The following is a 12,454-nucleotide window of genomic DNA, read 5'->3' on the forward strand; positions in this document are numbered from 1 at the left end:
AGTTTCTTTTTTGTTATCGATTTCATACCTTATCCTTTACATCGGCCCGCAAATTAACTATTTCAATTTATCGTCATGACATGACTTGAAAACTGTTTTAGAAGAATCTGTAATTTCGGAACAATGTATGTTTTGCAAAAAGGCTTATCCGGGTTTTTGTAGTAATACTCCAGATACTTTTCATTGTTCAATCTGAAGCTTTTAAACGACATCACCTTTGTGATGATCGGGTGTTCAAAATCAATTTGAAACTTTTCAATGGCTTGTTTTATTGAGCTTACGTTTTCTTCACTGAAAGTGTAAACGGCAGATCTATATTTAGATCTCATTGAATGCTCTGAAGTACAACTGTGCGTGTGAAGGTGAACTTCAATAATATTCTCGAAAGAAATTAAATCAGGATCAAATTCCACGACAACGGCTTCTGAAAATTCCGTCAAACTCTCATCTGACTCTATCCAACCCTGGCTTACGTTTACGACTCCTTTTAAAGACTGAAATATCGCTTCAGTGCACCAGTGGCAGCTTCCTCCCAATCCGATTTTGACTATGTCTGGCATGAGCCTAACTTGTTTATGAGTTCAAGGTATGCAATTTCACCGACGACGAGGCTATCTAAAACTCACTCCTGAAACGCTCAGCAGGGTAAGGAAATCAATACCTGCATAATTCGCTTCAAATAGTCATTATTTTTCAACGAGATCGCAATCCGTAACCAAGCCGTCGGAGGTCAGATGGACGAGTATATAGGTGTCCGGCTTATTGGACTTCAATTGGTAAGTTACTATTTCGCTTACGTCGCTTTCGTGGCGTTGAATTCCCCGGCCTGCGACGTTTTCTGAATGAATAAAAGTTAATGATTTCAAAGTTTCCGGCTCTCGCATTCCTCCTGCAAAATCGCGTTTGGCTCCCAAAGTGAGGCCTGATGCTTCTTCTAATATTTTACCACCCTTTACCATAGCCTGCAAAGCCGCCATGATTTTGGGTGTGCGTGACGGATCAGGATCGGCATTGGTTTTATTGGCATCGGCAAGCGGCCCAATACGTGGTACTGTCCGCTCATAGCCTTGGTCTTTGTCTTTAAGCGTGAAGGCAGTCACATTTCCATTAGCGTCGGGATTGAAGATCACGGAAACATTCCGGTCAGTCGATGTAAACGTATTATTAGCGACGGGCACAAATTCTTCATCAATAAAACCATCTTCGATGGTAAAAAGCCGCTGATTCTCAGCGTCAAAAGTGACAATTCGATTGTTAAATAATTCATATCGACCTTCGAAAGCCGTTAAAGTTTTAGAATCCACATCTACTGCGGCCGGTTTAGCGCTCTTTACAGGAAACCCATCCCAGTGGTAATAGTCAGCGATAAAATCAACAATCCTGCCCATCATAAGCGAGTTATCATTCGCATTGATCATGATCACAATGCCTTGTCCTTTGTTCACACTAGCAGTAAGTAATGCATCAAAACCTTCGTCGCGCCCATTGTGACCGAAGCGGAGCGTAGTACTGTCACCCTGCAAAAAAACACCAAGTCCATCCCTGTTTTTCTGATCTGTCAACATTTGGCGGGTCATGGACTGGGATAATACACTTTCTGATTTTCCAGCATATGCATTCTGAATACTAATCGCGAATCGAGCCAGATCGGACGGCGTAGTCCACAATCCCGCTGCTGCCATCTCAGGATAAATGTGCCAGCGACCTTCCACTAAACTTCGATTGTTATAGTGACCGGTTGCCGTCAATTTTGCCAGTTCTGGAGGTAAAGGTTGTTGGTAGGTACTATTTTTCATACCAAGTGGCGAAAGCACATTATTTTTCATGAATTCCGGAAAAACAGCGCCAGTCACATCCACCATCAGTTGTTGCATGACGGTATAACCGCCACCTGAATACCTCCAACGGGAGCCCGGAACAAAGTCTACGCGAACCGGTGGTGTGTTGGCTGGGGCTGTCCCATCCAGAATCTGAACTACCGAAGGGATCTTCGCGCCCACAGCGTATCCCGGGAATCCGTGTACAGTAAGACCGGTAGTATGACTGAGTATCCCGCGCAGTGTTACCTTTTTGTCATTTGTAAATTCATTATCAGGAACTTTCCAACTTTTAAGTTTTACGTTAACATTCTCATCCAGAAGAAGTTTATTATGTTCAACAAGATACAGAGCGCCCATAGCCGCAACCGATTTACTAACCGAGCCTGCCTGAAACAAGGTGTTCGTCGTGACAGGCACCTTTCCATCCTTATCAATAAATCCATATGACTGAGCCTTCAAGATTTTTCCGTCCTGAATGATTGCCAGGGACAAACCGGGAATACCCCGCTTCTGCATTTGGCTCCGGATAAAATCGTCCAGATCATCCGCGTGGACGTGAAATACAACGAATAGAAAGGAAAGAATCAGAAAGAGGCGTTGGTTTTTCATGGATGGTTTGGTTTTGTTTTCAAGGATTTTAACCACCGCAGTGGCGGCCACTGCGGTGGCCGCCACTGCGGTGGGCCACAAAGCTAAAAGTTTCTATCGTGTCGTCTGTTAATGACCTGTAAAAGAAGGTTAACGAAATGTAAATGCAACTGTCTTACAAAAACGCTCCATTCCTGGTACTGCCTCATACCCTATCTTTACCGTCAACCTTATCTGGCATCGGACGTTTTATGACACTAATTATTGTGACCCTGAATGCAATCAACTGATTACGGAAAACACTATAATTTCAGAAGAATAACCGCACAATAATTGGATAACCTCATAAGTTACTGATTATAAAGCCTTATGCAAACTACTCTCCGCATCTGTCTATTCTTGTTAGTTGCCTTTACACCAATGTTCAGTCCAACTGGTTTAGCATGTAGTATGTGCAAGGTAACAATCAATGGTAAAACCTATTTAGGTAATAACGAGGATTCTTGGAGGACAGGATCACGTATAAACTTTGTAAATGCGCCTGTGGGCAAATTGGGGGCATTATATGTGAGTTACAGCGATCTTTTCCCGCAAGGCGGAATGAACGAAGCCGGGCTGGCCTTCGATGGACTGACGATTTATAAGGAGAAAATTAAAGTTGATTCATCAAAAAAAACAGTTACCAATTTCTCCCAGTTCGTTACGGAAATTATGCAGACCTGTAAAACTGTTGAAGAAGTGGAGCAATTTGCGATTCAATATAACAGGCATATTATCAGCAATGGTCAACTATTTTTTGCAGATAAATCGGGGCATTATCTGGTTATGGAACCCGACACACTGATTTTGGGGAATGACGACAAATATATTATTGCCAACTTCTGCCCATCTGTCACACCCGAAAAAGAGCGACTAGATTGGACCCGATATCGAAGGGGCCGTGAATTTATTAATACACACCAGTCGGATACAACTGCTAATTATTGCCTTGCTCTTGTAGATACAATGCATGAATGCCGTGAAAAAATGGGTGATGGCACCATGTATTCATCAATCGCCGATCTTCAAAATGGCGATTTCAGGTTGTATTTTTACCACGATTACACCAAAGAAGTTACATTCAATTTGGCAAGCGAACTGGCAAAAGGAGATCATATTCTTGATATAGTCTCCCTCTTTCCTAAAAATGCTGAATATGAAATATTAGCTGGCTACAAAGTCCCACAGAACGACAAACGCATTTTTCTTTTTCTGCTTTTCTGTGGTGTTATTTTTGCTTTTTCTGCCGTATACTTTTTAATCGGTTATCTGATAAGCCAAAGGAGGTTGACCCGGTTCCCGGATTCATATTTGGGTTTTAAGCTGTTGTTATTTGTAATTAGTGTTCCAATGTTATACTATATGTTCCTGCTTGTGAGAAACCCTGGCATATTTTATAGCCAAGCCCCATATCATGACATTCAGTTTTCATTAAAAAATATTGTTGCATACCTGCCTTTCATCCTGATATTACTTATTCTCCCTCTCTTAAATGTTAATATTAAAGTCTTTGCCAAAAATATTTGGCGAATGCCATCTAAATTGCTGTTGACACTAAATAACCTCATTTACCTGATGCTAATATTTTTGTTCATCTACTGGGGGTTTTACGACGTGTTGTAAAAATCCCACCTTCACTTGATGCAGCTGTTTTTCTGGAAGCTCACTTACATAGAAATCCATTAACCGAACTTAAATTTTTCATTCTCAAAACCCTCTTTTACCGACAATGCATCTAAATCTCTATTTGAAGAGATATTGTACTTACCTAAAAGATAAAATAGCAGCAGAATGAGCGCTATTTGTAAATGCTGTAACCTTTTTAACCTCGCGGAGTTCCCAATTAAAATTGCAGGGATAGCTCCTTATTAAATCATAAAGCGCTAAGTACCATTTCTTCTAATGTTTGAAAAACCATGCTCATTGGCTACGCACGCGTTCCGACGGCAGCGGCCGACCGCCCAGGACCAAAACTTAGCACTGCAATTGGATGCCCTTAAAACAACGGGTTGTCAGAAAATCTTTCAAGAAGAGGTATCCTCAGCAAAATTGAGACCACAACTCCAAAAGATGCTGGACGTCGTTCGTGAGGAGGATACCATTGTAGTTTGGAAATTGGATCGACTAGGTAGGTCTCTTAAAGGATTATTCACACTGATAAATGACTTTCAGAACAACGGAATTGGATTTCGAAGTCTAAATGATGCTATTGATACGACGACAGCTCAGGGCTGATTAGTTTTTAATTTATTTGCATCACCGGCTGAATTTGAACAGGACATGATACGCGAACGAACGAAGGCTGCTCTGGCTGCTGCTCGTGCCAGGGACGTTTAGGCGGACGACCCAAGGGGCTTACTCCTGAGGCGAAAGCAAAGGCAGTTAATTCAGTGTATGTCAGCAAGATGAACACGGTCGCCGAGATTGACAAGTTGTTTCCTTTGAGCAGAGCGACAGTTTACCGATACTTAGCTTGGCAAAAGGAACATATCACTTAATTATAAAAGACTTGTACTGAGCCAAAACGGACGTTTATCGGGACGTTAGGTTATCATTCTATTTCGCTATCAAACATTGCATTTTTGAATAGATTAACGCGCATGAAATCTGTAACTTTATTAAGTATCGCTAGCTAGCAGCACATGATTTTACGTAATAAAGTGACCTATCTCCCTCACGCCCTTAAATCAGCCGCTCATCGCAACTTTTGTTACGTTAGTAAGAGTCAGATTTACCCATATAGCGTAAAGAAACATAGAACTATTATTGACTAACTATCAATTATTTAGTCGGCAATAGTTCCGCAAAATTGCGTACAATAATATGTTGGGTGCGCCACCAGGCGGAACAGAGTGAAAGCCATTGTTCGTGTGACAAACCGACCGGCTCCAAATGGGTTTCTGAGCTTCCATTTCCGGGTTGCAGGCTTTCGTTTCACCATTTTGGTCGAACACATTTTGTAGATTTACCTATTGTTCCAATTTTAAAGACCATTCCACAAATGGATATAATTTCTAGATATGCCTGGGTACTATTTATCGGAGTGATGGTAGTTAATTATTTTATGATCAAATCCCGGGTCCAAGAACACATTGACAAAAATCCTGATCTTAAATCCGGATATGACAAAATTTTGAAGGCCATTTTTATCTACGGAACTATTCCTGGGTTTATCATGGCCATTGGCAGCTTAACCGGACGAACAAATTCGGTTTACGACTACTTCCATCCAAGGACGCTTAACCCTTTCGTTTTGATACTCCACTTCTATATCATTGTTATTTGGATTTTGGCAGTTCGTTGGATTTACTTTAAAAATGGGGCTGATATACTGGTTCGACATCATAAGGTTTTAGCCATTCGGGGATTCGGTGATTCGGTTACGCCGACATCGGCAATCATAAAAATAGTTTTTGCTCTTGCCCTTTTAGGTGGAATTGTCGGCATGACAATGCTGTGGTTCGCCGATTTTCCAGCGAAAACTTCTATTTTTGATAGGGCTTTTAACGGGCAAATTCAGTATTATTACTATAATTATCCTAAATCTAACCTACAAACGTGAAAACCAGGCGCACCGGACTGAATCCTCGATACTCTGCATACTGCTTTCTTCTTCTGCCGTTTGTTTTTTCTTTTCAAATGGCTCTCGCCCAGCAGGGTAGTGTTTCTTCTGGCGGCAATGCAACTGGAAGCGGGGGCTCGGTCAGCTATTCTGTAGGGCAGGTTTTTTATATCAGCAACACCGCTGCGGGTGGGACGGTGAGCGCGGGAGTACAGCAAGCCTTCAACGACGCCAATTTGCCGGTAACGCTGATTTCCTTTGAGGCATTGCCCATAACCATCGAAAACCGCCGGCAAGTGTTGATCCGCTGGGAAACTTCTTCTGAATTCAACAATGACTTTTTTACCATTGAAAGAAGCGTTGACGGTACCACGTTCGCTGAAGCAATGCGTGTAAGCGCCGAGGGCAACAGCACGACGCTGAAAAAATATAGCTGGACAGATCCTCTCCCACATCCCGGAACCAGTTACTACCGCCTCAAACAAACTGACTTCGACCGCACTTTCGCTTATTCCAGAATAAGAGCTGTGAGAACCCAAAATATGACTGAAACACTCGTTTATCCTAATCCGGTGAACAGCTATCTGCATGTAAGCAACGCTAAAACCGAAGTTCGGAGTTATAAGATCTTCGATTTAGGTGGACGATTGATAGGAGACAGCCAACTCTTGAAAGAAGGTATAATCAATGTGAGCCAGCTTTCGCCAGCCGCTTACATCATCCAGATTTTTGGCAAAAGTGTAACAGAACATTTCACGATTATAAAAAACTAAATGATGGCAGCAACTTTACGTAAAACGAGTGCGATATTAACTTTAATCGTTTTCATCGGGATAACACTCCATGCCCAGGCTCCGGAAAAAATGAGTTACCAGGCGGTGATCCGGAATGGCGCAGGTGAATTGGTTGTTAACCAGACGGTCGGAATGAAAATCAGCATTCTGCTAGGTTCCGTTGCAGGAACGGCCGTGTATGTGGAAACCCATACGCCTGGTGCCAACGCGAATGGATTGGTCACCTTGTCTGTTGGCACTGGTCTCGTCGTCACGGGATCGTTTTCATCCATTAACTGGGCCAGCGGGCCGTATTTTATAAAGACGGAGACAGACCCTGCGGGTGGCACAAACTATACCATTTCCGGAACGAATGAGTTGCTGAGTGTTCCATATGCGCTGTACGCAAAGACAGCTACAACAGCCGGAACCCTCGCATATGGAGACTTCTACGCATTGGCACCTTCTGATAATGCAGCCACACTTGCCCCAGGGTCGCCAGTGGAGTTTCCTAGCGATGGAGTTACCAGCCAGGGGATTCTACGTAATGATCCCGCTACATTTTTGTTGCTTGAAGCTGGTGTTTATCAGGTATCTTTTCAGGTGAGTGTGGACGAGCCTGGTCAGTTGATATTAAGTCTCGACGGATCTGAGCTGCCGTATACAGTAGTGGGCAGGAACACGGGAGCTACTCAAATCGTTGGCATGGCTCTTATCGAATCAACTTTTGGCTATTCTACATTGCAATTGAGAAATCCATCTGGCAGCTCCCTGGCATTGACAATTACACCATACGCCGGAGGAGGATTCTTTGGCTATCCTGTCTCTGCACATTTGGTGATCACAAGGCTCCGTTAGTTTGTCTGGATGGATGCTTCCTGAACATACTTCACATTCCCGCGGAAGGTAATTCATCATGTCCAGCAAAATGGCTGGAATATTAGCATCCTGCGAAATTGGTTCTTGGTCAATACCAATCAATGGATTACAACATTAAATGTGTTCTTTTCCAGGCCTGAGCTTATTTTAAGATAGTACACACCTGGCACGACCTTGCCTTTTGCCTGGATGACCACATTCCCGGATTTAATTTCACGGTTTACAGGAATCTCAATACCGTTTATAGAGAACATTTTAATCGTTTTGTTGTTCGCGTCGGGCAATTCGAGTGTAAAGTTTCCGTGATTTGGGTTCGGATAAACATGCTGGCCATTCTCGCGGCCGTTGGATTTAACGGCAATTATTTTGGACAATGCAGAGGACCCGTCAAAATCCTGTTGTTCCAGCCGGTAATAATAGGTTTTGCCTCCCAAAATGTCCTTGTCAACAAATGACTCGGTGGTGAGTGCGGCCTGGTCGCCATTTCCTTCGACAAAACCAATGGGCTTAAAGTTTCTGGAATCCAGGCTTCTTTCAATCACGTATCCTTTATTGTTCACTTGGTCGGTCACGGACCAGTTTAGCCGTATGTCGTCTTCCAAAGCCTCGCCTGAAATAGAGATCAGGTGTACAGGAAGGGAACTGCTGAATTCGACTTTGTAGGCCAGGTCTTTTGTAAAATCAGGCAATTCCAGGATTAGCGGCGCCAATGCATTGGTGCGGCCGTCGGGAAGTTCGTCGGGATCATGGGTAATATTTGTAACCGGAAGCGAGCTGCCCGTGACAGGATCGAAAAATGTTACCTTATAGTTTCCTGGTTGCAATCCCTCGATCTCAAGAGAAGCATCAGAAACTTCGGCAATGGTTTGCGGTGCGGCCCAATCGCCGTACGCGAGATTGTTTATGTAACCGTAAGCGTTTTCGACGCCCGTGTAGCCAAATGCTTCCACGGAATAAGTCGGCGATGTTCCTGTAAACACAATCTGACTGAATTGGACCCAGTCCTGCCCTGTGTTATTAAAACGTACTGTATGCGTTCCAGCAGGAATGTTGTTCAATGTATAGGTTTGTGCTGAGGTGATGTCCCAGTTCGTGACAGTGCCCCCGTCAACTGAAACCTCAAATCCTTTTGTACCATAAGTGGAGAATCCACTTACCACCAGTGAGGCACTGCCTGATTCCACGAAATTAAGCGTGAAACTTAGATCGCGGTTACGGTTGCCCTGATACGACCCTTGGATGAACGTATTCAGTGTTGTTTGGTTGGAAGCTACGCCGTCGGCGGAAACCGTACTGATGAACGGGTTCGGCACGTTCGTTGCTCCAAAGTCAGAGACGCCCGGCACTACCGTTACCGAGCCTGAAACGCTTGGTGCACTTGCAAACCTTAGTTTTTCAGGTGTCCCGTTGTTGGTTTTTGCCAAATCAACCCCCTCCAGAAATGTTGCCAGTGGCTTGAAAACAGACGATAAGTTTTTAATTTCTATGTAGGTGTCCCAAAACCAAAACATGGCGGGCGAGGCGCTCATCATACTGATCCACATCGCTTTACGGACATGATCCCCCCAATTATCGGGATGTGAGCCGTCGGTTGGATAAGCAATGCCGGTCCCGAACTCTCCATTCATTGTCGATTTCCCAAGTGCAGCAAATGCCGGTATCCGTGTATAAATAGCCTTCTCGATCTGATTGCTGTACGTATGCCATTGAAGTACGTCCATATCAACGTTATCTTCCATGAGCGGAATGGTAGAATCGTCGCCGCCGGAGCTGGTGGACACAAGGTGCCTGTTTACGTCAATGCTTTTCAGGTACTGGCTCATTTCGTCGTGCCAGGCATCAATGCCAGCATCGGTTCCGCCGGTAAATTCAACTTCGTTAAAAAGCTCCCAACTCAATATGGCCTGGGAATATCCCCAGCGCGCAACGATGTAGCGATACAGTTTTTTAGTTTGTTCTTTTGCCTGGGCATTTGTGAAAAAATCCCCTGGTTGCGACAAAAAGCCGCCATTTGCCGTATTATACGGATTCCCATCCCATTCCGGGTTCACATTCGTTGAGAACTGGCCATGATGCTGTAATACGAGTTGCATGTAAATGCCGTTTGCCTCGTGAGAGCTGATCACATCATCCAGCAATCCAGCTGCTTTCTGACTGTATGCTCCCAGCCCACCATACCAGCCCGACCAATGTGAAGGGCTCCATTCAAGGGCCTGACGTGCAAAATCGGTCAGCCAGTAACGGGTCCAATTGACGCGATTGGGTGCGAGCCGATCCGTGATCCAGTCATCGTAGAACTTGGTAAGGGTTCCAGAATTCCAGCATAAGTTATGGCCAACCGGATAGTAAGGATCCTGGTTATCAAACCGTAAAAACTGCTTATTATCAGAGTCAATTCTCACAAATCCTTTCGCATTGCCCTGCGTCACGTTGAAAGCTATGGGTGCTGACCAGGTCGTAGCCCCGTCGTTAATTCTGACGCGTACCGAATACGCTCCGGGCACCGTTGGAGAGTAGCGTAATTTCCATTGCTTTTGAGCATCATTTTCAGTTGCATTCCAAAAAGTCGGTGAAGACTCCTGGAAAGTGACAGGAACAAAGAAAAAGCATGGCACAATAAGAGTACTACCGCCTGGCAGTGTCACCTCTGCGTCTACCGCGACTATTTCCGGGTCATTTGGCTGTGCATAAGTCTGATCGACGCCAAAAGAGAGTTCAACTTTCTCGAACGTAACAAATGCAATCTTATTTAACTGAGGGTTAGTAACATTGCCTGCTTGGCAAAAGGAAATCAGAGCTGTCAGAGCAGCAGCAAGGGTGTAGATATTTTTCATAATTAATTAATTTATTTATTAATTATATAGTACTATTTTACAGATATCGAAAACATTTCGTACAACAAAGGACCTACTACGATCCGAGCTAGCTGGCTGAATATGAGGTAGATGAAAATATTTTGTTAGATGATCATCGTATGATTGGGAGCCTATGGAAGTCTTACGTCGACTTGTTTTGGAGATATTTTTCCAAAAATGCCTTACTGTCAAACAGTTTGTAGTCTTTTTCATCCATATCCCGAAAGACGTGGAAGTATCGAAAAAGACCCCCTCGACATTAAAATTATTTTAACTTTTTTTTGAATTAATTAAATATCAAGAAACAAATAGATGACTTTCACCAGCTCAATTGCCATTTTGACCTCAACATTCGCTGATTTTTACCACTAAACCTCTGACCAACCAGTGCAACTTTGCATCACACTTTTAACTAATCTGTTATGCAACGTCGAAAATTTTTAACAAAGGCCACAATGGTTTCAACAGTAGCGCTTACAACTGTGGGCACATCCTCTCACTCACAAACAACTTCCAAAGCACCTGAAAAAGGATTTCTTATAAAAGCCGGCGAAACACGGTTTGGAGAACGTACACCCTTTCGGGTTGTCAATGCCAATGACTTAAAGGTATCCTCAAAAGATACCGCGGGGAGTGTCTCTGTATTTGAGTATGTTGGTAAGGAAAAAATGGGACCTCCGCTTCACATACATTTTAACCAGGACGAGATCTTTTATGTCGTTGAAGGAGAATATCTGTTCCAGGTTGGGAGTGAAAAAATGATGGTTAAAGTCGGCGATACAATTTTTGGTCCACGAAACGTACCGCATACTTGGATACAGATGTCGGATACCGGGAAGTTAGTATATTTAGTACAGCCTTCCGGCACAATGGAACAATTCTTTTCGGAATTGAATCAGCTTAAAGGTCCACCAAGTGAAGATCAAATACAGAAAATTCATATGGAACATGGCATGAAAGTGCTGGGGCCGCCTCTGTCATTAAAATGAAATATGGATGCTATTTTTGACTATCGATCTCCTAGCCCTGGTTTACGTTGCTACGTAAGGCAGTTACAGATTGTAGGCTGTTCATTTCCTGAGTCGATGGCTGTCCTACCCGTAAAATCCTACTGGCCACGAGGCGAAGACTCGCTAGCATTTTACCCAAAAGATACCGAAGAAATTGAATATGGCTTTGATGGAAAGTTGCTTGGAAAGCCCTGTTCAACACTCAATGGTCAATATACGATTGTAACGAACCGATATGTCGGCCGAAATTTTATGGTTTTCCAAGTACAGTTTCAGCCGGGAGCCTTATTCAGATTAACAGGCATTCCGGCCTGCGAATTAACTAATTCATTTTTGGATGCCGAGGCAGTCTTCGGCAGTGAAATACGGCGGGTGAACGAACGATTAAGCTATACGAGCCACTACACTGAGATGATTCCAATCGTCGAAAATTTTCTGTTTTATTTAATTAACCGTACCAAACCGAGGCTAGAGCAACCTATCGATAAAGTAGGTCTGTTTATGCTTCAGAACCCTGGTACAGTTTCGTTAGAATGGCTGGCTGATCAGGCTTGTTTGAGTACCCGGCAATTTTATCAAAATTTTATTCAGCGCACGGGTGTTAGTCCCAAACTCTATAACCGCATTATCCGCTTCGATAAAGCCATGAAAATGAGCAATGCTCAACCCAGAAAAGATTGGCTGAGCATTGCCGTAGAATCGGGATATTATGATTATCAACACATGGTACGCGACTTTAAAGAGTTTACAAAGCTCACCCCCAATGAATTTTCTCAGCACGAAAATCATGCTCCTGAGCGAATATTTGGTCGTAAGGAAGGATAAGCATATTTCAACACTGTCCCAAAAAACAAAAACCCTGTAAATCATTGATTTGCAGGGTTTTGATTGATTTTGATAAGCTATCTGGCTAGCAACATTTTGTCAG

At 43.5% G+C, this 12,454-nt stretch carries 9 protein-coding genes and 1 pseudogene; 7 read left to right on the forward strand and 3 right to left on the reverse strand.

From position 1 onward, the window contains the following. Positions 1-62: 62 nt before the first annotated feature. Positions 63-560 (reverse strand): peptide-methionine (S)-S-oxide reductase, encoded by a 498-nt coding sequence (locus tag FHS68_RS18365; RefSeq protein WP_167272950.1) that lies wholly within the window; start codon positions 558-560, stop codon positions 63-65. 126 nt (positions 561-686) lie between these two features. Beyond that, positions 687-2,510, reverse strand: coding sequence for a serine hydrolase domain-containing protein (locus FHS68_RS18370; protein ID WP_167272953.1), 1,824 nt, complete (start codon positions 2,508-2,510; stop codon positions 687-689). A gap of 348 nt (positions 2,511-2,858) precedes the next feature. Here FHS68_RS18370 and FHS68_RS18375 point away from each other — a divergent pair, with 348 nt between their 5' ends. The 5 genes and pseudogenes from FHS68_RS18375 (at position 2,859) to FHS68_RS18395 (ending at position 7,640) form a co-directional block, all read left to right on the forward strand. After that, complete coding sequence (locus FHS68_RS18375; RefSeq protein ID WP_167272955.1) at positions 2,859-4,070, forward strand: C45 family peptidase; 1,212 nt, start codon at positions 2,859-2,861, stop codon at positions 4,068-4,070. Between the two features lie 279 nt (positions 4,071-4,349). Further along, a pseudogene (locus tag FHS68_RS18380) lies at positions 4,350-4,784 on the forward strand (recombinase family protein). Between the two features lie 472 nt (positions 4,785-5,256). Then, positions 5,257-6,009, forward strand: a complete 753-nt coding sequence (locus FHS68_RS18385; RefSeq protein WP_167272958.1) for a hypothetical protein — start codon at positions 5,257-5,259, stop codon at positions 6,007-6,009. Further along, on the forward strand, positions 6,006-6,782 hold the full coding sequence (locus FHS68_RS26685) for a T9SS type A sorting domain-containing protein (protein ID WP_167272960.1): 777 nt from the start codon (positions 6,006-6,008) through the stop codon (positions 6,780-6,782). The genes FHS68_RS18385 and FHS68_RS26685 overlap by 4 nt, the downstream gene beginning before the upstream one ends. After that, positions 6,783-7,640 (forward strand): DUF8740 domain-containing protein, encoded by an 858-nt coding sequence (locus tag FHS68_RS18395; protein WP_208408347.1) that lies wholly within the window; start codon positions 6,783-6,785, stop codon positions 7,638-7,640. A 119-nt stretch (positions 7,641-7,759) separates the two neighbouring features. Here FHS68_RS18395 and FHS68_RS18400 read toward each other — a convergent pair whose 3' ends face one another. Continuing rightward, complete coding sequence (locus FHS68_RS18400; RefSeq protein WP_167272963.1) at positions 7,760-10,495, reverse strand: T9SS type A sorting domain-containing protein; 2,736 nt, start codon at positions 10,493-10,495, stop codon at positions 7,760-7,762. A gap of 476 nt (positions 10,496-10,971) precedes the next feature. Between FHS68_RS18400 and FHS68_RS18405 the strand changes: the two genes are divergently transcribed. Together FHS68_RS18405 and FHS68_RS18410 are read left to right on the forward strand one after the other, a co-directional pair. Next, positions 10,972-11,505: a cupin domain-containing protein gene (locus FHS68_RS18405; RefSeq protein WP_229211952.1), complete on the forward strand. Its 534-nt coding sequence runs from the start codon at positions 10,972-10,974 to the stop codon at positions 11,503-11,505. A gap of 3 nt (positions 11,506-11,508) precedes the next feature. Further along, a complete protein-coding gene (locus FHS68_RS18410) occupies positions 11,509-12,351 on the forward strand; it encodes a helix-turn-helix domain-containing protein (RefSeq protein ID WP_167272968.1) in 843 nt (280 codons plus the stop codon). Positions 12,352-12,454: the final 103 nt, after the last annotated feature.

Origin of the sequence: Dyadobacter arcticus (genome assembly GCF_011762185.1) — a bacterium.
GTDB lineage: Bacteria > Bacteroidota > Bacteroidia > Cytophagales > Spirosomataceae > Dyadobacter > Dyadobacter arcticus.